The sequence below is a fragment of the Paenibacillus nuruki genome, from assembly GCF_963311185.1.
In the GTDB taxonomy this organism is placed as follows: domain Bacteria; phylum Bacillota; class Bacilli; order Paenibacillales; family Paenibacillaceae; genus Saccharibacillus; species Saccharibacillus nuruki.
In genome coordinates, this window is sequence record NZ_OY725677.1 from 52,692 (window position 1) to 77,361 (window position 24,670).

At 40.4% G+C, this 24,670-nt stretch carries 20 protein-coding genes; 15 read left to right on the forward strand and 5 right to left on the reverse strand.

Annotation, left to right across the window (positions count from 1 at the left end; genetic code table 11):
• Positions 1 to 66 precede the first annotated feature (66 nt).
• The 12 genes from def to cyoD all read left to right on the forward strand — a co-directional run bounded on the left by def (position 67) and on the right by cyoD (position 15,649).
• Positions 67 to 642, forward strand: coding sequence for a peptide deformylase (def, locus tag RCP16_RS00285; protein WP_308641401.1), 576 nt, complete (start codon positions 67 to 69; stop codon positions 640 to 642).
• Between the two features lie 253 nt (positions 643 to 895).
• Positions 896 to 2,674, forward strand: coding sequence for a sensor histidine kinase (locus RCP16_RS00290; protein WP_308641402.1), 1,779 nt, complete (start codon positions 896 to 898; stop codon positions 2,672 to 2,674).
• A 23-nt stretch (positions 2,675 to 2,697) separates the two neighbouring features.
• Positions 2,698 to 4,233, forward strand: coding sequence for a response regulator transcription factor (locus RCP16_RS00295; protein ID WP_308641403.1), 1,536 nt, complete (start codon positions 2,698 to 2,700; stop codon positions 4,231 to 4,233).
• 241 nt (positions 4,234 to 4,474) lie between these two features.
• Entirely contained in the window at positions 4,475 to 5,455 is a 981-nt protein-coding gene (locus RCP16_RS00300; RefSeq protein ID WP_137225582.1) for an ABC transporter permease, read from the forward strand.
• A 31-nt stretch (positions 5,456 to 5,486) separates the two neighbouring features.
• Positions 5,487 to 6,389 (forward strand): carbohydrate ABC transporter permease, encoded by a 903-nt coding sequence (locus RCP16_RS00305; protein ID WP_069325656.1) that lies wholly within the window; start codon positions 5,487 to 5,489, stop codon positions 6,387 to 6,389.
• Between the two features lie 100 nt (positions 6,390 to 6,489).
• The gene (locus tag RCP16_RS00310) at positions 6,490 to 8,181 is read left to right on the forward strand and encodes an ABC transporter substrate-binding protein (RefSeq protein WP_137225580.1); all 1,692 of its coding nucleotides are present in this window, start codon (positions 6,490 to 6,492) and stop codon (positions 8,179 to 8,181) included.
• A gap of 99 nt (positions 8,182 to 8,280) precedes the next feature.
• Complete coding sequence (locus tag RCP16_RS00315; protein WP_308641404.1) at positions 8,281 to 10,698, forward strand: glycoside hydrolase family 95 protein; 2,418 nt, start codon at positions 8,281 to 8,283, stop codon at positions 10,696 to 10,698.
• Positions 10,699 to 11,053: 355 nt separating this feature from the next.
• Complete coding sequence (locus RCP16_RS00320) at positions 11,054 to 11,323, forward strand: hypothetical protein (protein WP_069325653.1); 270 nt, start codon at positions 11,054 to 11,056, stop codon at positions 11,321 to 11,323.
• A 286-nt stretch (positions 11,324 to 11,609) separates the two neighbouring features.
• The gene (gene qoxA, locus RCP16_RS00325) at positions 11,610 to 12,641 is read left to right on the forward strand and encodes a cytochrome aa3 quinol oxidase subunit II (RefSeq protein ID WP_069325652.1); all 1,032 of its coding nucleotides are present in this window, start codon (positions 11,610 to 11,612) and stop codon (positions 12,639 to 12,641) included.
• A 68-nt stretch (positions 12,642 to 12,709) separates the two neighbouring features.
• Complete coding sequence (locus RCP16_RS00330; protein ID WP_069325651.1) at positions 12,710 to 14,686, forward strand: cbb3-type cytochrome c oxidase subunit I; 1,977 nt, start codon at positions 12,710 to 12,712, stop codon at positions 14,684 to 14,686.
• Positions 14,686 to 15,306 carry a cytochrome o ubiquinol oxidase subunit III gene (gene cyoC, locus RCP16_RS00335; protein ID WP_069325650.1) on the forward strand — a complete coding sequence of 207 codons (621 nt, stop codon included), beginning with the start codon at positions 14,686 to 14,688 and terminating at the stop codon, positions 15,304 to 15,306. Before RCP16_RS00330 ends, cyoC begins: the two co-directional genes overlap by 1 nt.
• Before the next feature lies 1 nt (position 15,307).
• On the forward strand, positions 15,308 to 15,649 hold the full coding sequence (gene cyoD, locus RCP16_RS00340; RefSeq protein ID WP_069325649.1) for a cytochrome o ubiquinol oxidase subunit IV: 342 nt from the start codon (positions 15,308 to 15,310) through the stop codon (positions 15,647 to 15,649).
• 362 nt (positions 15,650 to 16,011) lie between these two features.
• Here the strand turns inward: cyoD and RCP16_RS00345 are convergent, their stop codons facing one another.
• From RCP16_RS00345 to RCP16_RS00365, 5 genes are all read right to left on the reverse strand, one after another.
• On the reverse strand, positions 16,012 to 16,389 hold the full coding sequence (locus RCP16_RS00345) for a GtrA family protein (RefSeq protein ID WP_069325648.1): 378 nt from the start codon (positions 16,387 to 16,389) through the stop codon (positions 16,012 to 16,014).
• Complete coding sequence (locus RCP16_RS00350; RefSeq protein ID WP_308641405.1) at positions 16,376 to 17,380, reverse strand: glycosyltransferase family 2 protein; 1,005 nt, start codon at positions 17,378 to 17,380, stop codon at positions 16,376 to 16,378. Before RCP16_RS00350 ends, RCP16_RS00345 begins: the two co-directional genes overlap by 14 nt.
• Positions 17,381 to 17,433: 53 nt before the next feature.
• The gene (locus tag RCP16_RS00355) at positions 17,434 to 19,500 is read right to left on the reverse strand and encodes a glycosyltransferase family 39 protein (RefSeq protein ID WP_308641406.1); all 2,067 of its coding nucleotides are present in this window, start codon (positions 19,498 to 19,500) and stop codon (positions 17,434 to 17,436) included.
• A 258-nt stretch (positions 19,501 to 19,758) separates the two neighbouring features.
• Positions 19,759 to 21,273 (reverse strand): sensor histidine kinase, encoded by a 1,515-nt coding sequence (locus tag RCP16_RS00360; RefSeq protein ID WP_308641407.1) that lies wholly within the window; start codon positions 21,271 to 21,273, stop codon positions 19,759 to 19,761.
• A 2-nt stretch (positions 21,274 to 21,275) separates the two neighbouring features.
• Positions 21,276 to 21,947 carry a response regulator transcription factor gene (locus RCP16_RS00365; protein ID WP_273592432.1) on the reverse strand — a complete coding sequence of 224 codons (672 nt, stop codon included), beginning with the start codon at positions 21,945 to 21,947 and terminating at the stop codon, positions 21,276 to 21,278.
• 265 nt (positions 21,948 to 22,212) lie between these two features.
• On the opposite strand from RCP16_RS00365, the gene kduI reads away from it, so the two are divergent.
• Genes kduI through kduD form a run of 3 tightly spaced genes read left to right on the forward strand, consistent with a single transcriptional unit; the run spans position 22,213 to position 24,631 of the window.
• Positions 22,213 to 23,043: a 5-dehydro-4-deoxy-D-glucuronate isomerase gene (kduI, locus tag RCP16_RS00370; protein WP_069325643.1), complete on the forward strand. Its 831-nt coding sequence runs from the start codon at positions 22,213 to 22,215 to the stop codon at positions 23,041 to 23,043.
• Positions 23,044 to 23,087: 44 nt separating this feature from the next.
• Complete coding sequence (locus tag RCP16_RS00375) at positions 23,088 to 23,843, forward strand: DeoR/GlpR family DNA-binding transcription regulator (RefSeq protein ID WP_308641408.1); 756 nt, start codon at positions 23,088 to 23,090, stop codon at positions 23,841 to 23,843.
• A gap of 35 nt (positions 23,844 to 23,878) precedes the next feature.
• Positions 23,879 to 24,631: a 2-dehydro-3-deoxy-D-gluconate 5-dehydrogenase KduD gene (gene kduD, locus RCP16_RS00380; protein ID WP_137225285.1), complete on the forward strand. Its 753-nt coding sequence runs from the start codon at positions 23,879 to 23,881 to the stop codon at positions 24,629 to 24,631.
• The last annotated feature ends 39 nt before the right edge of the window (positions 24,632 to 24,670 follow it).

The following is a 24,670-nucleotide window of genomic DNA, read 5'->3' on the forward strand; positions in this document are numbered from 1 at the left end:
TTGTATTTGGCTATCATTTGGTGTGATGACCAATCTATTACAAATCATAAAGGTGGCTGCTATACATTGAATAATTCTTCACTTTCTTTTATAACGATGGATGAAATTGTGCGTGAAGGTGATCCGATTTTGAGGAAAGTGGTCGATCCTGTCAAACTTCCATTATCAGAAGAAGATCGAAAACGCGCGAATCGAATGATGGAATTTCTAAAAAAATCACAGGATGAACAGTTAGCCGAAAAATACGGGCTACGTCCGGGCATTGGATTGTCAGCTAACCAGATTGGTTGGAATGGAAGAGTGTTTGTTGTGTACTTTACGGATGATCAAGATCGTCAACTGGAATATATTTTTTGTAATCCCAAATTAGTGAGCCATTCAACAGCAATGGTATATCTTGAGCATGGAGAGGGATGCTTGTCAGTTGATCGTGATGTAGAAGGGTTCGTACCACGATATGAGAAAATAACAATTAAAGCATTTAATCCTGAGGGTAAGCCATTTACTCTGAAGCTAAAAGGTTTTGCAGCTGTGGTGATGCAGCATGAATTAGATCATTTGAACGGTGTGATGTTCTATGATCACATGGATAAAAAAGATCCTAACCGCTTGCCAGAGGTCGAATTTATCCGCCCACTGTAATGAAGATTACGGTTATATGTTCTTATTATAACACACTGTTGGATATTATGGATGAAAATGGATTAATATTATTAATAAACTAAGTTATTATTATATCGGTGAAAAGACTGCTGTTATGAAGGCAGTCTTTTTAAATTCGTTATATGATATGATAAATAGAACGAAACAAAATCTCAAAGTATGGTATGATTCTGATTTCTGTAAGCGTTTTATCTAAAACGGCAAACAGATGTTGTAGAAAGTAGGGTGAGTCATGTGGAAGCCGTTTATTGAACGAATTAATAATGTGAAAATAAAAAACAAATTGATTTTTGCATACATTTTTATTGTTGCGCTTCCTATATTGGGAATAGGTGGGGTTGTAGTCGATTATTTTAGACAATCCGCTTTGGACAATGCGATTGCACAGACCACTAATAATGTAGAACGTGTCAAAAACCAGATGGATACGATGTTACGTGTACCGATCGATATTTCCAATAAGTTATTATTTGATTCCAGACTTAGCGATGTAGTCAATACAAAGTACACCAAAGTATATGATCTTGTGGTGGCTTACAATAATTATCAAGAATTTCAAGAATATCTACGCTTATACTCTGAAATCTCAGCAATCCGATTCTATACCACTAATAATACGATTCAAAATAACTTGGAGTTTATGAAAGTAAATAGTGAAGTACGGGATAGTAAATGGTATCAGACCGCTATCAATAGTCGCAAAATCAACTGGATCTATCGCAATGATGTGGAGATTAGTGAGACCAAAAAATTAAGTCTGGTACGCAAAATTAATTTTACTGACTATACAACCAATGGTGTGTTAGTGATTGAACTTAGCCAATCGTATCTTAATTCGATATTGAGTGCAGAGCCATTTGAGACGATGATTCTGGATAACAGCGGGTATGTAGTCGCTGCTAAAGATGTGTCTTTAATCGGCAAAACGTTAGGTGACCCCGAGTTAGGGATTGGAACAGATCTACAAGGTAAAGGAATCTATGAACGCAGTGTCAAAGGACAACTGTCCAATATTGTTGTCGATGAAGTGATGCCAGAAAGCAGTGACAATGGCTTGAAGATCATTTCAGTCTTTGCGAATGAAAGTATTGTTCGAGACTCGAATCGTATTATTCTTATTGGTACTGGGTTACTGGTGTTAATTTTATGTACAGGATTAATGTTCTTATACTTGATCTCTCGCCTGATTACACGCCGTCTATCCGGTCTAAGCCGTCAAATGAACAAAGTAGGTACCGGCGACCTTAAAGTGGTCTCTCATATCGCAGGAGCCGATGAGATCGGTCAATTATCACGTAAATTCAATGATATGGTAGTCAGTATACGGACATTGATGGATCAAGTATATGAATCCAATGAACGTAATACTCGCCTTGAAGTCAGTCAAAAAGAAATCAGCTTTAAAATGTTAGCCAGTCAGATCAATCCGCATTTTTTATTTAATGCGTTAGAATCGATCCGAATGAAAGCTCATATTCGTGGAGAGCAAGAAATCGCTTATATTGTACGTTTACTGGGCAAATTGATTCGTAATAATTTAGAGATTGGTATGAAAAATACGACCTTACAAGGTGAAATGGAATTAATTAAATCATATCTGGAAATTCAAAAGTTCCGATTTGGCGAACGATTGAATTATGAGTTACTGATTGATCCTCAGACCAAAGATGTAGCGATTCCGCCGCTGATTATTCAGCCACTTGTCGAAAATGCGATTATTCATGGTTTGGAAAGCCGTGAAAATGGTGGACTAATTATTATTCGTACACTGCGTATTGATCATGATGTCATGATTGATGTGATCGATAATGGAACAGGAATATCAGAGGAACGATTACAATGGGTCAAAAATTCTCTTAAAGTGGATGAAAGTCAGGAAGGCGATCGTATCGGACTACGCAATGTGCATCAGCGCTTAATTCTGTCTTATGGTGCGTCCTATGGACTTCATATCTCAAGTATGATCGGAGAAGGCACTCAAATCTCATTTAAAGTACCAGCAACAGATTGAATAAAGTCAGGGGGCAATAAATAATGTTTAAAGTAATGATCGTAGATGATGAACCGGCGATTCGTGAAGGACTAAAAACAATTATTAATTGGAACGAGATTGGATTTGAAGTAGTGGATGCTGCGGTGAATGGGCGAGATGCACTACAAAAATTTGAGCGTTGGAAACCAGATTTGACGATTATGGATATTCGTATGCCGGGGATGAGCGGGCTGGAAGTGATTGAACAGATCCGAGAACAGTATCAACATGCTCATTTCTTGATTTTGAGCGGACATGCAGACTTTGAGTATGCACGTAAAGCACTTGGATACGGGGTCGATGGATATTTACTCAAGCCTGTTGATGAAGATGAGATGCAAGATGAATTACGCCGTGTGTATGGATCTCTTCATCGGCAACAGCAAGATATGATTGTTCATATTCCTGAGACACCATTATATGAAAAAGTAGAACAATTTCTAGGATCTTCTTCTGCTTCTCAACAAGGAGAGGACATACTTGATCTAGATTGGGAACGTTACCAAATGATTATATTGGAGTTTTGCCATTTGCATGGTGAGGAAAGTATTCAATTATTTGCTCAATTGCAGAAGTTCTCAGATTGTACTTCCGATCAACATCATCGCCTGATTTTTCGAGCAGGTCAATATATCGGGCTACTTACCGAAAAGCCGTATGTCCAAAATCATGAATTAATACAATTGAAAGAACAGCTATGGTCACTGCTACATGCTCAACCTGAAATATATCTAGGGGCAAGTGATGTGGTTAGCGATCAGGAGGATCTTCGTTCCATCTATCAAGAAGCATTATCTTTTATGGGGCAACGATTCTGGTCTGATGATCATGGCGTATTATCGAAAGAACTGGCTGAAATCTGGAAAAAAGAAGAATCCAGTGCTGAAGCTCCGTTAGCAGGAGAATGGTCAGATCGTCTTTATTACACCGTTGATATTCGCAATCTAGCTGCGGCAGAACGTGTACTGAATGAATTATGTGATGTATGCTGGAAAGCTCGCTTATCCGAACGTGAAGTAAAAAGCTTGTGTTCTCATGTGTTATCGCTGGCGCTTAGTCGATTACCTGCTAGTGTGCCAGGTTCAGGATCGGCTGTACAACAATGTCTATCTTTGATTCCTGAATTGTATGCTGTATCTACAACCAAACAGATGATTGCTCTGGTGGTGAGTCGATTAGATCAATTGTTACAGTCGATCAATCATGGGACTCATGAATCGGTGATGAAGCAGATGACCGATTTTATCCAGCGTAATTACAGTGACAATCTCAAGCTTGAACTGCTAGCTGAAATTTTTAACTACAATAGTGCTTATCTTGGCAAAATGTTCAAAACCCATACGGGTGAGTCATTCAACCATTTTCTAGATCAGGTACGGTTAGAGCAAGCCAAATCATTGTTGGCACAAGGAATGAAAGTGCATAAAGTAGCTTCACAAGTTGGCTATGCAAATGTTGATTATTTCCATAGTAAATTCAAAAAATATACAGGAATATCTCCTTCTGCTTATCGAGATCAAGAAAGTACAGACTCCTAATCACTAATTAGTAGGGGGCGTTTAATCTATTTTGGACAAGCTATGGAGGGATAAGTTTACTTTCAAACTGGTAATGTAAGCGATATCTAATTTTTATATGAATTTATGTATAATTTAGAAGGTATAAATAGAAAGCGCTTTCTTTTATAATCGGTATATACCCCTAAGTCGTATGACAATAGGGATGAAGAAGCGGACCCGTAAGGGATGAATGATCGATTATAGGAAGGTGGACTGTATTATGGACACAACAACCAAGCGTGCTTCTTCTAAAAAGGGAGAGCAAGTATCCAAAACAACGATCAAAAGAGGCGGCGGCTTCTGGAAATTATTTAAACAGCAAAGATATCTTTATCTGATGTCACTGCCGTTTGTGATCTGGGCATTTATTTTTAGTTATGTTCCTTTGTGGGGCTGGACCATGGCTTTCCAGAATTATAAGCCAGCCAAATCGTTTTTTGATCAGAAGTGGGTTGGATTTGATCAATTTACAGCCTTATTCGCAGATCAGCAATTTTACTTAGCTCTCCGCAATACGTTAGCGATGAGCTTTATGGGTCTGATTTTTGGATTCGTTGTTCCTGTAATCTTCGCTATTTTGCTTAATGAAGTGAAAGGGATGTTTTTCAAAAGAACGGTACAGACCGTTTCGTATCTTCCTCACTTTGTATCATGGGTCGTTGTAGCAGGTATTGTAACCAAATCGTTATCGACTGATGGTGGTATTGTCAATGAACTATTAGTATCGATGCATATTATAGATCAACCGATTCAATTTATGGCTCAGGGCAAATGGTTCTGGGGAATTGTAACCGCTTCAGATATTTGGAAAGAGATGGGTTGGAACACCATTATCTATCTTGCAGCTATCACGGGTATTGACCAGGAACAGTATGAAGCTTCTCGTGTAGATGGAGCAGGACGCTTCCGTCAGATGTGGCATATTACACTTCCAGGTATGCGCACCACGATTACCGTGCTGTTGATTATGTCGATCGGACATTTGGTGAGTATCGGTTTTGAGAAGCAATTCTTGCTCGGTAACAATTTGGTACAGGATTATTCACAAGTGCTTGATTTATACGCGTTGAAATATGGATTGGAAATGAACCGTTATTCTTACGGTACAGCTATTAGTATTTTCAACTCGGTGATTAGTATTATCTTGTTGTTTACAGCTAATGGAATTTTCAAGAAAACAACCAAAGAAAGCATTATGTAAATAATTCGTATTCAAAAGGAGGCGAGCGACCATGGCAGCAAACAAAGCATTTAATGCGACCAGAGGCGATAAAATATTTGATATTTGTAACACGATAGTGATGTTAATGGTACTTATAGTCACGTTATATCCTTTCTTGAACGTACTTGCGATTTCGTTAAATCAATCGACAGATACGGTTCGAGGCGGTATTCATATTTTCCCGAGAGCGTTCACTTTAGAGAACTATGCAACTATTTTCCAGTATCAAGGATTGTTAACAGGGGCATGGATCTCGGTACTGAGAACAATTGTAGGGACTATACTTGGATTGCTTAGTGCTTCGATGCTGGCATTTACACTAAGTCGGGTCGATTTTCAAGCTCGTAAATTCATTTCTACGTTTCTAGCGTTAACGATGTATGTAACTGCTGGTCTTGTGCCTACGTTCTTGTTAATGAGAGATTTGCACTTGATCGGAACATTCTGGGTCTATGTATTACCTGGTATCGTCAGTGCATTTAACGTATTTATTATCCGCTCCTTTATCGATGGCTTACCGTACGCATTACAAGAATCAGCGAAGCTAGACGGAGCGAATGATTTTACAATCTATTGGAAAGTTATTTTGCCGCTATGTAAGCCAGTACTAGCTACGATTGCCTTGTTCCTAGCTGTTGGACAATGGAACTCATGGTTTGATACGTATCTGTATAATGCAAGCAGTCCAGAATGGACTACCCTACAGTACGAGTTGATGAAAGTATTGCAACAAAGTACACAACAAAGTGGTGCAGTCAACGCAAACGATATGGCAAAACAGATGGCAAGTATTTCACCAGAATCGATTCGTATGGCGATCACGATTGTAGTAACGTTACCGATCTTGGCTGTGTATCCGTTCTTGCAAAAGTATTTTGTAAGCGGTATGACACTGGGTGCTGTTAAAGCTTAATGTTGGCTATCGGGTGGTGTCTCACCACCTTAGCATATAGTGTTTTCTAACCTGCTCTATGATCAAAGTAATATCTATATTCAAAAGGGAGGCAATTTTAATGCCGAGAAAATTATTCAGATATGCTTTAGCTCCACTATTAGTGGTTGCACTTGCGAGTGTCACTGCATGTGGAAGTTCAGATCCAGTAGAAACAGAAACATCTGATGTATCTACACCGATGACGATTTCATTTTTTGGTTCTGATGCGAACCCAACGTGGAATGGTATGCAAGACGAAGTCGGTAAAGAAATCACAAAAGCAACCAATGTTACAATCAATGCCGAGTATGATGTAAGTGGCGGCGGTACACAGAAAATTGCTTTGATGACGGCTTCAGGTACGTATCCAGATATGATCTTCCCTAAAGGTTCAATTACCAAATTAGTCGAAGCAGGGGCATTGATTGACCTAACTGACCTTATTAATAAATATGGCCCAAATATCAAAAAAGTATATGGAGATGACCTTGCTCGTCTACAATACAGCAAAGAAGATCCTTCGATCTATGTATTGCCAACCAATGCTGGTGTAGGGCAAACAAGCTTTGACGCAGGTGGTGGATTTGAAGTTCAACATGCTGTGATGAAAGAAATGGGCTATCCTAAAATCGAAACTGTTAAAGATTTCGAAAAAGTATTAAAAGATTACAAAGAAAAACATCCAACAATCAATGGACAACCAACGATTCCGTTGTCATTAAATGCTGATGATTGGAAAATTATGATTACGGTTACAAACCCTGGTTTCTTAGCGACAGGTGCACCGGATGATGGAGAATTCTATATCAATCCTGAAACGTATGAAGCACAACTTCATTACAAACGTCCAGAAGAAAAAGAATACTTCCGCTGGTTAAACCATATGTATAACGAAGGTTTGTTAGATCCTGAGACGTTCACACAAAAAACAGATCAATACAATTCTAAAATTGCGAGTGGACGTGTTCTAGGTCTAATCGATCAGGATTGGGATTACCAACAAGCTGAAAATGCTTTGAAATCTTCAGGTATGCCTGAACGCACATACGGTCACTATCCTGTACAGTTAAATACAGAAACAAAAGATCGTTCTTTCCAAGATATCGGAGCACCTGTAGGTTATGGTGTAGGGATTACAACATCTGCTAAAGATCCTATTCGTATCATCAAATTCTTAGATTGGATGTCTTCTGATGAAGCTCAAATCTTGAATCAATGGGGTATCGAAGGTAAGCACTATGAAATGAAAGATGGCAAACGCGTTATTCCTGCGGATGTTCAAGATAAAAAAACTAACGACAACACGAACTTTGTTAAAACAACGGGTGTCAGTGGATATACTGCATTTGGTGTTCATTATGGAGATGGAGTAAAAGATTCAACAGGTAACTACTACACTACCAACTTCCCTGAACAAATCATTGCTGGTTACACTGCTGCTGAAAAAGAAACATTAAAAGCTTATGGTGCAACAACATGGAAAGATATCTTCCCGCAAAAAGATGAATTCCCTGTTAAACCATGGGGTGCGGCTTATAACTTACCAGCACCAGATGATCAAGAGTACACAGTAAACTTCCAAAAAGGACAAGATATTGTTCGCAAACGTATTCCTGAAGCGATCTTAGCTTCTCCAGAAGAGTTTGATACTGTTTATGATGAAATGGTTGCTGAGCTAAGTACAGAACCGATGAAAAAAATGGAAGCATCGTATACACAATTAATCAAAGATACGGTTGAATTGTGGAGCAAACCTGTAGCTGCCAAATAAACAGGAACTACACATCACAAAAAAGGTAACACTATAACAAGAGGGGCTTCGGATTCACGAAGCCCCTTTATGTATGAATTGAATAGGGAGGTCAAAAATATGATCGATCAACAGAGCAAGCCATCATGGCAACTATGGTACAACCAACCTGCACAACTCTGGGAAGAAGCGTTGCCTATTGGAAATGGTCGTCTGGGTGGAATGGTATTCGGAGGAATCGAGCATGATCGTATTCAATTAAATGAAGATACATTATGGTCAGGTAAGCCTCGTGAGACAGTCAACAGAAGTAGCCTAACTCAACTGTCCAAAGTACGAGAACTTATTCTGGATGAGCAATTAGAAGAAGCACAGTCGATCATTAATACTCAAATGTTAGGGCAAGATACAGAAGGGTATCAACCGGCTGGTGATCTGTGGGTGGATCTCGAGTATTCTTTCGATGAACCTGTGATTACAGATTACCGACGTGAGCTACTATTAGATCAAGCTCTAACTCGTACTTCATGGCAAGCAGATGGCCAGTATATAGAAAAAGAAGTATTTGTCAGTCATCCGCAGCAAGTTATGGTCTACCGCTTGCGTACTCATGGAGAGCAGCCACTGAATATCCGTGTGCGCTTAGATAGTGTGCAACCTTATCGAATCTATACACAAGATCATGAATTATCTTTAAGTGGATATTGCTTACCAAGTATTGAAGATTATCGCCAGTATGAACCACCGTATAACTATGATGCCGAAACGGAACATGGTATTCATTTTCATATGGGGGTCAAAGTATATCTGGATCACGGTCATATTCAGGCTCAGGAGGAGCAATTATGGATTCAAGATGCTCATGAAATCATGATTGTATTGTCGATAGTAACTGATTTTGAAGGGTACGATAAGCCCTCTGGAAGCAGTGGACGTATCTTGTCCGAAGAAAGTCTAGCGTTTATCAATGAAGCAGGAAGTATCGGATACGAATTATTGTTACAACAGCATGTCGATGATTACAGCCGTCTATTTAACCGTGTAGAGTTAGAACTAGGCGATGAACAAGCTCAGGAGACCTCCACTTCTGTTGTCAATCATGAATTACCGACGGATCAACGACTACAGCAGTATCAACAACATCGTCATGATCCAACATTAGAAGCACTTTATTTCCATTATGGAAGATATTTGTTAATTGCGTCTTCGCGTCCGGGAAGTGAGCCTGCTAATCTACAAGGGATATGGAATGAACATGTCCAAGCACCGTGGAATAGTGATTATACAACCAATATCAATACCCAGATGAATTATTGGCCTGCTGAAGTATGTCAGTTGTCTGAATGTCATCAGCCGTTATTCCGAATGATTGAAGATCTGAGTCAGAGTGGTCAAGAAGTGGCGAAAGTACACTATGGGGCTAAAGGTTGGACGACACATCACAATAGTGATCTCTGGCGACTAGCTGTACCCACTCAAGGCGATGCAAGCTGGGCATTCTGGCCATTAGGGGGTATCTGGCTATGTGCCCATTTGTGGGAGCATTATGAATACAATCGAGATTTGGACTTTTTACGTGATTCTGCTTATCCCATTCTCAAAGAAGCTGCACAATTTGCGCTTGATTGGTTAGTAGAAGATCGTCAAGGCTATCTCGTGACGATTCCGTCCACTTCACCTGAAAATAAATTTCTGACCGCAACAGGTGAACCATGCAGTACATCAGCGGCATCAACTATGGATATGACTCTGATCCGTGAATTATTTCAGCATTGTATTACCAGTACAGCATTGCTAGAAATCGATCAAGAGTGGGCAATCACACTCCAAAAGGCTTCTGAGCGCCTATATCCTTTTCATATTGGTCGTCATGGTCAGTTGCAAGAATGGTATCGTGATTATGAAGAGCACGAGCCAGGGCATCGCCATGTATCTCATTTGTATGGTCTTTATCCCGGCAATGAGATCAACCGTTATCAGACTCCTGAGCTTGTAGAAGCTGTGCGTGTCTCGCTTGAACGTCGTATTCAGCATGGTGGCGGACATACAGGTTGGAGTTGTGCATGGTTAATTAATCTCTATGCCCGTCTATTAGATGGAGAGACGGCTCATGAATTTGTAAGTACATTACTGGCACGTTCTACATATCCCAATCTATTTGATGCTCATCCTCCATTTCAGATAGATGGTAATTTTGGTGGAACAGCAGGTATTGCTGAAATGTTGCTACAAAGCCATTTACAAGAACTGCATCTACTCCCTGCTTTGCCAAAAGTATGGAATAAAGGTAAAGTCAAAGGGCTGCGTGCGCGTGGTGGATATATTGTTGATATGAGCTGGAATCAAGGAGAATTGCTTGAAGTTACATTAGAATCACCGTTTCATGGAACATGTCGATTAGTGAGTTCTACGGCTTTGCAATTAGATGATCCGTTGACTGCTTGTACGGTTACTGAACCGAATCATTCACAACATGACTTTGTACTGGAGTTTACTGCTGAAGCGGGCAGAAGTTATAGATTGATAGCAAATAGCTAAATATCGCAACTTATTCGTTGTCAAAATCAATGAATATGACGCTTATTTATCTTTTTCCTTCTATATATAAATATATTCTTATTAAATATGAAACTATTATTATAATAATGAGATCGAGGAAAAAAGCCATACTTTCTGTTCAAAGCAGAGAATATGGCTTTTTTCTATAAGAATATTCACGATTTGTTTATATTTTCAAAGAAATAAAAGAGAAATTAAAAGAATATGAATGAATACCGAATCAAAAAGGGTGAATTGTGGTAATAGATACTATAACCTAGCAACGTAATTGGTAAAGTGCTCCTACATTTGGAGTCACTATGGCTACTAACATGAAGAGGGGAGTGCTTTAATCATGGCGACAAATACAAAAGGCCGTTCAAATTCACCCGGAAAAAATGCTCGTGGATTAACTCGTTTGCTAACGATCATCGGTTGGATCGCTTTTGCTGTGGGTGTAGTAACGATTATTTTGAATATCCAACCTTTTAACGATAACAATGCTGGACTGATGATGGGGATCGGATGTGTAGTAGGTAGCGTGTTTATCTACTTTATTGGTAAATCGATCGGTTCAATGCAAGTGCGTAATGAAGAAGGAAAAGAAAGTATCAACGACGATTAAACATATCTTTTGTAACAGAACGTTAACTTTTTCAATTAAATACATGCTCCTTTAAGAATTAGTTCTTAAAGGGGCTTTTTTACGGAATCACAATATGATAATATATAAATAATGTGAAAAGATTCACGATAACCTGTTAATAAATTGACAGATTTGTTAACAAGTCAAAAAAATGTGGAATTTACACCTTCTATGGATACGCAAATAGCACACTTAGTGTTAACATAGAAATGTGTGGTTTCAATATTATGAACGTCTTAAACGTTATGTGAGAAAGGGGATTAAGATGAACAAAAAACCGGGTTCTCGTCTTATGATGTGGGTTATGATTATTGTGTCGGTTCTGTCACTGGCTTTGACAGTATGGGCGCTTTATGCAGGTAGCCACAATTACTTTGTTCTCGATCCGAAAGGACCTATTGCAGCAGGACAAAGAGATCTAATCGTGATTTCAACGATTCTAACTGCCATTGTTATTGTTCCGGTAACAATACTCACTTTTGTTATAGTGTGGAGATACCGTGACAAACCAGGTAGAAAGGCAAAATACGATCCGGATTTCAACCACAGCACCAAACTTGAAACCATCTGGTGGGGGATTCCAATCATCGTTATTGCTGTACTTGGTATTGTAACTGTTCGTTACACCTATGCATTAGAACCTTCTGTAGCGATTCAATCACAGAAGCAACCTATTACAATCCAAGTAGCATCTATGGACTGGAAATGGTTATTTATGTACCCGGAAGAAGGTATCGCTTCTGTGAACTCGATTACGATTCCAGAAGATACACCTGTACGATTTGAACTGACTTCTGATGCACCTATGAACTCATTCTGGGTTCCAGAACTTGGTGGACAAATTTATACGATGTCGGGTATGGCTATGACATTGTATCTACAAGCTGATCATCAAGGAACATTCTTTGGATCAGGTGCTAACTTCAGTGGTGAGCACTTTGCCCAAATGAGATTCGATGTGAATGCTGTATCTGACGAGCAATACCAGACTTGGGTGAATAAAGTTAAAACCGAGTCTAAACCTATGAGTATGGAAACATACCAATCACTAACGGTTCCAGGAACAGCTGACAAACAGACGTTCTCTGCATTCCCAGAAGGATTGTTCCAACAACTCGTAACCAAATACTTGCCAGGTGGTTTGGCAGGCGGTAAAGATCGTGCTACTCATACCACTCCTTCAACTCAGATCAATGAGAAAGAAAGTGAAGAAGGACAAAGTGATATGGGAACCAATGAGCATGATGGTATGGAAATGAACGATCAAGAAAGCACGGACACGAATACTAGCAATTAAGTTCAAAGTTATTTGAAATTAGTTGTACCGTAGCGTGTGACATAAAAGACAGGGAAAGGAGCTCCCCGATGCTCGAGAAAATTAAAGATTTTGCATCTGACTTTTTCGTCACCGGCGACCCACTAATTTACGGTGCAGATGTATCTATCGGACTTGCGATGATTGCTATCGTTGTGGGACTCACCTATTTCAAAAAATGGGGCTGGTTGTGGCGTAATTATTTAACAACAGTTGACCACAAAAAAATCGGTATCATGTATATTCTTGCTTCGATTTTGATGTTGTTCCGTGGCGGCGTGGATGCCATTATGATGCGTACTCAACTCGCATTCCCAAATCTCGAATTTTTACATCCTGAACATTATAATCAGGTCTTTACCACGCATGGCGTAGTTATGATCCTGTTTATGGCGATGCCATTTATGTTCGGTCTCTTTAATATCGTGGTGCCTCTTCAATTAGGAGCACGCGATGTAGCTTATCCATTCTTGAACGCACTAAGTTTCTGGTTGTTCTTCTTGGGCGCAATGTTATTTAACTTATCTTTCGTTATCGGTGGTTCACCGGATGCAGGATGGTTAAGTTATCCACCGCTATCAGAACTACAATTTAATCCAGGACCTGGACAGAACTTCTACATCTGGGGTATTCAGATCTCAGGTATTGGTTCACTTGCAACAGGTATTAACTTCATAGTAACGATTATCAAAATGCGTGCTCCAGGCATGACATTTATGAAGATGCCTATGTTTACATGGTCTGTATTTGCAACATGTGTCATTATCATTTTCGCTTTCCCAATTTTGACTGTTACACTAGCACTATTGTTTATTGATAGGTTTGCGGGGGCTCACTTCTTTACACTCGATGGTGGCGGTAACCCGATGATGTATATCAACTTGATCTGGATGTGGGGTCACCCTGAGGTATACATTGTTATATTACCGGCGTTCGGTATTTTCTCCGAAATCGTCAGCGTATTCTCACGTAAAAAGCTATTTGGTTACACATCCATGGTATTCGCCATGTTGATTATTGCATTCGTATCCTTCTTTACCTGGGCGCATCACTTCTTCACGATGGGTTCCGGCGCAGATGTTAATGCGTTCTTCGCATTATCTACGATGCTTATCGCTATTCCAACAGGGGTTAAAATCTTTAACTGGTTGTTTACGATGTATCGCGGTCGAATCAGGTTCGATCTACCGATGCTCTGGACGATCGGATTTATCCCATGTTTTATTATCGGTGGTATGACAGGGGTTCTATTGTCTGTAGCTCCTGCTGACTTCCAGTATCATAACAGTTACTTCCTTATTGCTCACTTCCACCAAGTTCTTATCGGTGGTGTAGTATTCGGTTACTTTGCTGGTATGTACTACTGGTGGCCAAAAATGTTCGGTTTCAAACTGAACGAAACATTAGGTAGATGGGCATTCTGGTTCTGGAACATTGGTTTCTATGTATGTTTCATGCCTCAATACTTGCTTGGTCTAATGGGTATGACTCGTCGTATTAGTACATTTGATTGGGACACTGGCTGGGGTCCATTAAACGTTGTATCCACTATGGGTGCATACTTGATGGGTGTTGCGTTCTTGTTCCAAGTTCTACAAATTGCTTACAGTATCAAACATCGTGAAGTCGATACGACTGGCGATATCTGGGACGCTCATACTTTGGAATGGAGTATTCCTTCTCCTGCACCAGAGTATAACTTTGCAGTGGTTCCAGTTGTGGATAGTAGAGATCCGCTATGGGTTGAGAAACAGCGTCGTGCGGCTGGTAAGCTTCCGAAAAATCCGCCGAAACCTGTATATGCACCAATTCATATGCCGAAAAACTCTTCTATTCCAATTATAATGTCAACATTCTTCTTTATTGCCGGATTCGGCTTTGTCTTCTTATGGACATGGATGGCGGTTCTTGGTCTGATTGGTGTAGCAGGTTGTATGATTGCTCGCTCGTTCCAATACGACACCGACTATTACATTCCAGTTGAAGAAATTGAGAAGACGGAAGCATCGATAAGGGGGACGGTCTAATGGCACAAGCTGTATCACAGCATGGTCACGACCATGATCATAGTCATGACCACGGGCATCACGATCCGCAAGAAATGAAACTTCTTGGTTTCTGGATCTTCCTAATTACCGACGTTATCTTGTTCGGTACTTTATTTGCAACGTATGTGGTTCTTCATAAAAACACTGCCGGTGGTCCCGGTGGTGCAGAAATATTCGAAATGCCAGGCGTTATTGCTGAGACATTTATCTTGTTAACAAGTAGTTTCACAAGTGGACTTGCTGTACTTGCTATGAACAGAGGAAATGTTAAACAACTGATTTCTTGGTTGATCGTTACTTTTGTTCTAGGTGCGGCATTTATCGGGCTTGAAGTCACTGAGTTCGTGAAATTGATTGGTGAAGGACACGGAATCTCTGCAAGTGCATTCCTAAGTGCATTCTTCACGCTTGTCGGGACTCACGGACTTCACGTTTCAGTTGGTCTCGTCTGGATGTTGTTATTAATTATTCAATTGTCACGTCGTGGAATCACTGATGTGACACGCGGTAAAATTAACGTCATCAGCTTGTACTGGCACTTTTTGGACGCGGTATGGATCTTCTTGCTATCCGTCGTCTACTTGTTGGGGGTGATGTAATATGGCGCAGCATTCAACAGATTCACATGCACATGGTGAAGATCATGCTCATGGCTCGCTTAAATCTTATATCATTGGTTTTATCCTTTCGATCATCTTAACGATTATTCCGTTGGTTGTTGTTATGAACCATATGTTCCAAGCAACAGCAACGATTCTAATCATTATGATTACTGCAGTATTGCAGTTCGTTGTACAGTTATTCTTCTTCATGCATGTACGCGATCGTACGGGTAACCAGCCTCGTTGGAACGTTATGGCTTTGATCTTTGGTCTAGCGATTGTACTGGTTGTTGTATCTGGTTCTGTATGGATCATGGCTTACAACGGCGTAGGATACTAATCTACAGATAAAAGACTTAGCGGTATGATAGTACAATAAGAGCTTTCTTGTTTAATCGGATACAGATGTTATTGATCTGTAGAAGAAAGAGCAAGAAAGCTTTTTTTATATGCTTGATTGTAATAGAAGATTAATTTGTTCTATTTCAAAGGTGAAAAATCTAATCAAACATGTACATATTTAGCTAATCACACCATAGCAAATTCAACACTTTTCTTATAGATTGATGCAATACAGGCAGTATAGCAAAAAGAGACGGATTCTACTGTGATAAAAAGTAGAATTCGTCTCTTTGCTATCAATAAAGAAAAATAAATGAATACGATAGATATTATAATTTATTGCTGTATAGATCGATTTTTTCAACGAAATACCCATAATTTACTGACAGTATAATTGATACCGAGACCGAATATAGTCACTACTATTTTGGCGATCCAGACAGGAATATGATCAGCAACCAGACTAATCGCACACGCTGTAACCGTAGCTACTGCTATATTGACCAGTAAAAAGCGAATCATTTCACGGATATCCCAACCAGTACCCTGTGCAAATGTCCAACGTCGATTCCATAGATAACTGTTGAGTGTGCCAGCGCCATATCCGATAAATTGAGCAGCTACAACACCAGTAAAACTCTGTAATAGCATAAATACGATAAAGTCGATTACTGTATTGGAGACGCCGACGGTAGCAAAGCGAACCGCTTGATTCGCAAACCATTTAGAAACCAGCATGACGTTGTTCGCTCACCACACGACGTTGTTCTGGTAAGGATTCATGGGCAGGTAGCGGTTGTTCTTGCGCAAAATTTCGAGTCTGTTGTATCAGATACAAAGGACGTTGCTTCACCTCATCATAGATCCGACCAATATATTCACCGATAAGACCAAGAATAACTAGCGTGATTCCATTTAAAAATAAAATCGTTGCCACAATCGAAGCCCAACCGGGTGTTGTGGAGAAGTGTAATAATTTCTGAGCAAGTACAAAAATCAGATAAAAGAAGCTGAATAGCGATACAACACTACCTAGAATACTGGCTAATTTTAAAGGCTTGAGCGAGAAGGCAACCAGTGCATCCGATGCAAAGCGGATCATTTTCTTGAGTGGATATTTAGTTTCACCTGCAAACCGTTCTTCACGTACATAACTGATCGAAGTCTGACGGAATCCGACCCAGCTCACAAGACCACGAACAAAGCGATTGTTTTCTTTCATTGTTTTCATTGCTTCACATACTTTACGATCAATTAAGCGAAAATCACCTGTATCTAATGGAATATCAATATCGCTTAATTTGTTCAGTGTGCGGTAGAACATCGAAGCTGACCATTTTTTGAAGCCTGTTTCACCTTTACGTTCTGCCCGAGTGGCATAGACAACATCGAAGCCTTCTTTCCATTTCTCAATCATTTGCAAAATTAACTCGGGTGGATCTTGAAGATCGGCATCTATCACTACAATCGCTTCGCCTTGAGCATGATCCATTCCGGCGGTGATCGCAATCTGATGACCAAAGTTACGGGAAAAGTCGATCCATTTCACAGAAGCATCACTTGCACAAAGTTGATTAACAATCGAAGCGGTCTGATCACGGCTTCCATCATTTACAAAAATTAATTCATACGATTCATGAGTCTGTTGCATCACTTCAGTCAGACGACGATAACATTCCAGAACAACAGCTTCCTCATTATATACAGGTACAACGATTGAATAGCGCATAGTTCATTCCTCCTTATAGATAAACCTTGATCTCATAGGGACAGACCATAAAGTTAAGATTGATGTAATTCATATAATGTAAGTTGAGAACTTCTTCCACTGCTACCACGCTGAGAACTTGAAGATACTGTATCTACTGCTGTTGTAGCCTCAGCACTCCATTCACTTTGTGAAATAACAGTACCATGTGTTTGCACCCATGTGGTTAAGTCTGAACTTCCGCTGCCCATACCACCACCCAGAACTACATATTTGAGTTCGCCATCGGCTACTAGAGCCTCTAATTGAGTAGTAGTCAGTGCAGTATCAGAGCCTTTGAACCCACCCCATGCGATAACAGGAGAGCCTGTAGCTAGAATCATAGGCGTTGCTGTCTGAGAAGAAGAAGTAGCAACTAGATATTTTTCACCTGTGTTATGTTGTTGCAAATAAGTAATCAAACCTTCATCAACACTGCTACTGTTACTGCGTCCACTGGATGTTGATAGTTCGGGTCCAGCAGAAGGTTGTGTAGAATTGCCACCATAAAGTGCTGGAGTCATCGACCAGTAAGCAGGAGCTACCAATAAAGCAACCAGAGTAAGTGCCAAAGATAAGGTTGATGTCATGCGATGAGTACGAAGTGCAATCACCCAAGCGATAACGCCGATCACAGCAGTTATGATCCCGAGAAGCATTTGATCTAAAGAAATAGTAATATATAATCCAGTGGCGATACCGACAAACATAAATATCGTCAACCAGCGCTTGTGTATATTTTGCCATAGATGAGCGATCGCTGCACCTGTCAGAGCCGCAATCGCAGGAGCTATCATAATAAAGTAATATCGATGTATATGCCCTGCAATACTAAAAAAGAGAATCATTGGCGCTAACCATGCTGCCCAGAATAAAATGATATGTCGTTGCTCACGCCATTGAATCCATAACATCAACGCGCTTAATAAAGCTAAAGGAAGGAACCATGCGATTTGTCCAGCATTGGCTGTACTGAAAAGTCGAAAAACACCAGCATCACCAGCATCATTACTACCTCCAGAACTACCCATGCCACCACCACCAGATCGTCCGTTTCCTCCATCATTACCGCCACCAAAACCACTTTGTGGTGGAGCAGTTCCGCTTATAGCGTTGGTTGGAGTAGATGCTGTATTCGAAGCGGTTGTCTGTGTTGCCTGATCAGATAGTGTTGTAGCTGTTGTAGACTGAGATGTGCCTGCTGAAGCTTTCGCTGTCGACGATGCATCTTTACTATTTACAGCACTGGCAGTACTACTGTTACGACGACTATCAGGTGTACCAGCAGGCATATTGCCACCACCACCAGATTCTCCAGTTAAACGACTAATACCGTTGTACCCGAGAGCCAATTCAAGTACAGAATTGGATGTGCCGCTACTACCTACATAAGGACGTTGATCCGCAGGAGTGACATCCACAATGACTGCCCACGATAACGAGATCACTCCCAGTAATATACTGGCAGTTAGTAAATGAAGCCCTTTTTGCTTCCATTGCCCTTTGCGAGCGAACCAGTAAAGCAGATAGAAAGCAGGAAGAACCATAAACGCTTGAAGCATTTTTGTATTGAACCCTACACCCACCAGTCCAAATGCTATACATAAGGTGAGTAATTTCCCACTACGTACACTTTTGAATAAAAAATAAGAGGCTAGCATTAGGAAGAATACAAGGGTACTATCTGCATTGTTGGTGCGACTGACAGCTACAGCTATCGGAGTTAAAGCTAAGATCAAAGCCGCTATTCGTGCTGCGGTAACTCCAAAGTGAGGCTTGATGATCAGATATAGTAAAATGACCGATCCAGCCAATCCAAGTGCTGAAGGTAAAGCCAAGCTCCAACTATGAATCCCAAATAGTTTGGCGCTCATTGCTTGAAGCCAAAAAGCGACAGGAGGCTTATCAATCGTAATAAATCCACCTGGATCATAAGCATTGAAAAAGAAATTATGCCAGCTCTGCACCATGCTTGTTATAGCAGCAGTATAGTAACTGTTCAGATCACCTGCTTGATTAATGTTATATAGCGAAAGACCCGCAGCTAGTATAACCAGTATAGCTAGTATGGGATCTATCCTTCGAATGCGGGATTCTTTCACCTGTATATCCTCCTTTGTGAATCACGTCTGTGCAACTTTATGTAAAAAATATAACAAGGCTTTATGAACAAAAAATGAACGTTCCCTTAAAGGCGGTTAAAGATTGCTATAATTCCATATAAAAAAGCGAGAAACCCTTAAGGAACAAGGAATTTCTCGCTTGATGAATAGCAGATGAGTAGAGCCTGAATCGGTAAAAAGATTTTTTGAATTTCATGAAAGTATAATGATCTCAAAAAGATAGATACATTTGTATCCTCATGTATGGGTTAGCGGTAAAAAGACAGTCATTGTAGTACCTTGTCCATCTTCACTGTTTCCTTCGATGCGTCCGCCATGTAAGCCAATAATTTTCTGCACAATCGATAGCCCTAATCCGTTCCCTCCTGTCACAGAAGTACGCGAAGTATCGACTTTGTAAAAGCGATCGAAAATATGTTCTAAATGCTCAGGAGTGATCCCACAACCGGTATCTTGCACCGATACTTTGATCCATTGTTGATCTTGAGTAAGCGTCATATAAATATTGCCTTGTTCAGGTGTAAACTTAATCGCATTAGACAGCAAATTAATCCAGACCTGACTGAGTAAATCTTCATCACCGTTAAATGTGATCTTATCGAGATCCGCCGAAAGATCGATATTTTTCTCTGTCCAAAGAGGCACACAAGAAGCAACAGACATCCGTATCTGTTCATCAAGGCGGAAAGGCACCATGTGTAGCTTCACGACATCTAACGAAGCTAATTTCAACAGATTACTACTGAGCTTCGATAAACGTTCACTTTCCTGTTCGATAATCGTTAAATGCCGAACTTGTTCAGGCGAAGCACTATCTCGCAAAGCACCTGCAAAACCACGAATAGAGGTAAGCGGGGTCTGAATCTCATGTGATACATTGGATACAAATTCTTGGCGCATCGCTTCAATCTTAGATAGTTCTCCGATCATCCGGTTAAAGTTACGACTTAATTCACCAATCTCATCTTTGCGCCGTAGATTCACACGAACTTGATAATCACCTTTGGCTACACGCCGGGTCGCTTCAGATAATTTGGCAATAGGTTTGGCAATTAAGCGTGCTGCAAATAAAAACAACACCACACCAATTACTAACATGACAGACAAGACCAGAATCATCCACCGATTAAACTGATTGACAAAATGACCGGGTGCTGGGCGAGCAAAAAGAGCATAGTTTTGACCATCACGTTCGAACGGTACACCTACATAACGAGGTTCTTTTTCATCTTTAGTATTAAACAGTGAGAGATTAAAACTAGGCACTTCGGTATTGGTAGTCGGTATAGCTGTAGGATGATAGATTTGACCATTTAATACTTCTTGCTTGATCGTTTCTGGAATATTCCATTGATTCAAAGGATCTGCTGGAAGTTTTGGCTTGGGTTTGCTCGAATGATCTGATGTATCTGTATCTGCTGTTGAATCCGGAGGCGTCGGAGGTACAGGAGGTGGAGAAAGACCAGGTGGACCTCCGGGGCCATCACCAATTGAACGGTAGGTCGTTCCATCTGCTCCTATAACGACAATCTGCATCTGTCCGCCTTGACTATCCAGATATTTCTGAATCATATTTTTGGGAATAGAAGATTGAATCTCAGCCATAGACTTGGCATCTGTCAAAATGCGATCTTCTACAAAGTTAACTTGTTGCCTTTGAAATACCCAATCTGACATCAGTAACGTAATCACAAAGCTAGCGACGACGACTGCGATAAAGGTAAGCACAAGTTGACTGTATATATTTTTCAAACTTATTTCACCTCAATCCGGTAACCAATACCCCGAATTGTCTGGATCGCAAATCCATTTGCTTCTGTAAAACGATCACGTAGACGCTTGATATGCACATCGACCGTACGCTCATCCCCATCGTAATCATGTCCCCAGATCTTCTCGATCAATTGATCACGTGTAAAGATTTGCCCTGGGAATCCAGCAAGTGTATACAATAGATCAAATTCTTTGGCAGGTAAGGCTTGTAGACTGCCATTCGTATCGGCTTCTTTGGTCGAAGCATCCAGTCTTACATTGCCTATCGACAGCGATTCTCCTGAAAAAATACGATAGCGTCGCAATAATGCTTTGACACGCATCACCAATTCTTCTGCGACAAAAGGCTTCGCTAAATAATCGTCTGTTCCTAAGCGGAATCCTTTAATCTTATCTTCAGATTCCCCTTTAGCCGTGACCAGTAGAATCGGTACATCTCCATAATAACGACGAATATCTTGAGTCAGTTGCCACCCATCCATATGAGGCATCATCACATCGAGAATAATCAGATCCCATTTGCCATTGCCAAGCATATCGAATGCTTCTTTGCCGTCTCGTGCGGTATGCACACTATATCCTTCACGGCTTAAATACATATGAATTAATTCCAAAATGGAAGGATCATCATCAGCGATCAAAATACGTACCATATTGTAACGCTCCTTTAAATGTAATTAGAAATAGTATGCCAAGTGCTTAAACTATCATATCAGATCAATATGAAGAATAGATGAACAGCAAATCGTTCATCTCTCGTCGATCTTACCATCAACGGAATTAGGATTATATAAACGAATTTGAAAAAAAATCCAAAAAGTAAGATTAATCTCTTCACAAAATGAACGATATGAACTAAAATGAACTTATATGAACGTAAAGTATAAAAAATTGCACTTATTGAGAGGATGACTACTAATGGAAAACCGCTATGTGTCTCACCCGAACGATGTGAAATCTTTTGATACCAATCGACTACGTGAAGAATTTTTGATCGAATCTTTATTTCAAACCGATGAACTTGTAACCGTTTACAGCCATGTGGATCGTTATATTGTAGGTTCGGCTGTTCCTGCGTCCAAAGAGATCAAATTAGAAGTAAATCTTAAAGATATTGGAACAGACTTTTTTTTAGAGCGTCGTGAGATTGGGATTATCAATATTGGAGCTCCCGGTAAAGTAACCGCAGATGGTCAGGAATATGAAGTAGCTGCTAAAGAATGTCTGTATATTGGACTGGGTACCAAAGAAGTTACTTTTTCAGGTAGTGGTAATGAACCTGCTAAATTTTACTTTGTATCCACACCAGCTCATCATCAATATCCAACCGTAAAATCAACGCAAGAAGATGCTACACCTAGTCATCTGGGAGATATCAAAACATCGAACGAGCGTACCATTTATAAATATATTCATCAAGGCGGTATCAAAAGCTGTCAGTTAGTGATGGGGATTACAGAACTTGCTCCCGGTAATATGTGGAATACAATGCCTTGTCATACTCATAACCGTCGTTCAGAAGTGTATCTGTATTTCAACTTGGATGAGAATGCGACTGTGTTCCACTTTATGGGCGAACCGCAAAATACCAAACACCTTGTTGTACGTGATGGACAAGTAGCGATTTCTCCAAGCTGGTCGATCCACAGTGGTGTCGGTACAAGCAATTATACATTCTGCTGGGCAATGGCTGGAGAAAATCAAACGTTCGATGATATGGACGCGGTTGCTATGAAAGATTTAAAATAAACCCAAAACCATTCCGGAATGATACTGGAAGGGACGGGGGAATTATGAGTGCATTAAAGCGTCATGAACGCATTATGGAAATATTAATATCTCATCAAGAAGTAACGGTTAGTCAATTGAGTGAGATGATGAATGTAACTGGTAAAACGATTCGTGAAGATTTAGCCAAGCTTGAAGATATGGGATTATTAACTCGTGTTCATGGCGGAGCGGTTCTGGCACAGAATGATCAATATGGTATTCTATCCGGTCAAGGGACGAATACTAAGCATATGCCTGAAAAAAAAGAAATCGCAGAGCGAGCCCTTCGCTATATTCAACCGAACGATATTATTGCGTTAGATGGAGGCAGTACCACGCTTGAGATCGCCAAAAGACTGCCTTCTTTTCCATTAACCGTAGTCACTAATGATCTATTTATCTTAAGTGAACTGGCGAAGCGTGAACAAGTACGGTTGGTTGTACCGGGCGGAGAACGGACACGAAATATGTTGATCAGTTCGCAAGCGGTAGAGTATGTACGGGGGCTTAATATTCACAAAGCATTTGTATCATCGACAGCTCTTCATCCTGAATTTGGATTGTCGATCTATACCGGTGATCTGGTTCCTTTCAAAAAAGCATTGGTCGAAACAGCGCAACACGTCTATGGTGTGGTCGATCATCAAAAGTTCGGACAATTTGCATTGTGGACATTTGCGACTTGCCAACAGCTCGATATGATTATTACCGATAGCGGTTTGTCTACCGAGCAAGTAGCTCATTTCCAACAATCTAATATTCCACTGGATATCGCTTAAAGTAATTCGCTTGTGAAGAGAGGATGATTATATTCATGAATAGTTTTGATTTGACGGGTAAAGTAGCTCTAGTGACGGGATCAAGCGGGGGTCTAGGACAAGGAATGGCACTAGGGCTTGCTCAAGCAGGCGCAGATATTATCTCGGTCTCGTATTCGAGTAGTAAAGATACGGTTGATAAAGTACAAGCTTTAGGACGTGAAGCGCTTGAGATCGAAGCGGATCTGAGCAAGCATGATACGTTAGAAGATGTAGTCCATCAAGCGTTAGCTTTTAAAGGCAAAATCGATATTCTGGTTAACAACGCAGGGATTATCCGACGTGCTCCAGCGGTTGAACATCCGTGGAAAGATTTTGCAGATGTGATTGATATCAACTTGGAGACGGTGTTCTATCTATCTCAATTGGTTGGTCGCCATATGATTGAGCAAGGAAGCGGTAAAATTATCAGTGTAGCTTCGATGTTATCGTATCAAGGTGGTATTAATGTACCGGGTTATACCGCAAGTAAGCATGGTGTAGCAGGCATTACCAAAGCCTTAGCCAATGAATGGGCAAGCAAAGGGATTCAGATTAATGCGATTGCACCGGGCTATATGTTGACTGATAACACAGCACCGATTGTTGCTGATCCTGCACGATTCGATGCGATTACAGATCGTATACCAGCCGGTCGTTGGGGAACTGCCGCAGATATGCAAGGGCCGGTCGTCTTTTTGGCATCCAAAGCGTCTGATTATCTGAACGGGCATGTTATTTGTGTAGATGGCGGATGGATGGCGCGTTAATTGGAACTTTATCATCATTAATTTCAGCAGAATGTAGAT

Coding starts and splice junctions, on each gene's coding strand:
- RCP16_RS00290 (WP_308641402.1), top strand. CDS start 896: ATGTGGAAGCCGTTTATTGAACGAATTAATAATGTGAAAATAAAAAAC.
- RCP16_RS00295 (WP_308641403.1), top strand. CDS start 2,698: ATGTTTAAAGTAATGATCGTAGATGATGAACCGGCGATTCGTGAAGGA.
- RCP16_RS00300 (WP_137225582.1), top strand. CDS start 4,475: ATGGACACAACAACCAAGCGTGCTTCTTCTAAAAAGGGAGAGCAAGTA.
- RCP16_RS00305 (WP_069325656.1), top strand. CDS start 5,487: ATGGCAGCAAACAAAGCATTTAATGCGACCAGAGGCGATAAAATATTT.
- RCP16_RS00310 (WP_137225580.1), top strand. CDS start 6,490: ATGCCGAGAAAATTATTCAGATATGCTTTAGCTCCACTATTAGTGGTT.
- RCP16_RS00315 (WP_308641404.1), top strand. CDS start 8,281: ATGATCGATCAACAGAGCAAGCCATCATGGCAACTATGGTACAACCAA.
- RCP16_RS00320 (WP_069325653.1), top strand. CDS start 11,054: ATGGCGACAAATACAAAAGGCCGTTCAAATTCACCCGGAAAAAATGCT.
- qoxA (WP_069325652.1), top strand. CDS start 11,610: ATGAACAAAAAACCGGGTTCTCGTCTTATGATGTGGGTTATGATTATT.
- RCP16_RS00330 (WP_069325651.1), top strand. CDS start 12,710: ATGCTCGAGAAAATTAAAGATTTTGCATCTGACTTTTTCGTCACCGGC.
- cyoC (WP_069325650.1), top strand. CDS start 14,686: ATGGCACAAGCTGTATCACAGCATGGTCACGACCATGATCATAGTCAT.
- cyoD (WP_069325649.1), top strand. CDS start 15,308: ATGGCGCAGCATTCAACAGATTCACATGCACATGGTGAAGATCATGCT.
- RCP16_RS00345 (WP_069325648.1), bottom strand. CDS start 16,389: ATGCTGGTTTCTAAATGGTTTGCGAATCAAGCGGTTCGCTTTGCTACC.
- RCP16_RS00350 (WP_308641405.1), bottom strand. CDS start 17,380: ATGCGCTATTCAATCGTTGTACCTGTATATAATGAGGAAGCTGTTGTT.
- RCP16_RS00365 (WP_273592432.1), bottom strand. CDS start 21,947: ATGGTACGTATTTTGATCGCTGATGATGATCCTTCCATTTTGGAATTA.
- kduI (WP_069325643.1), top strand. CDS start 22,213: ATGGAAAACCGCTATGTGTCTCACCCGAACGATGTGAAATCTTTTGAT.
- RCP16_RS00375 (WP_308641408.1), top strand. CDS start 23,088: ATGAGTGCATTAAAGCGTCATGAACGCATTATGGAAATATTAATATCT.
- kduD (WP_137225285.1), top strand. CDS start 23,879: ATGAATAGTTTTGATTTGACGGGTAAAGTAGCTCTAGTGACGGGATCA.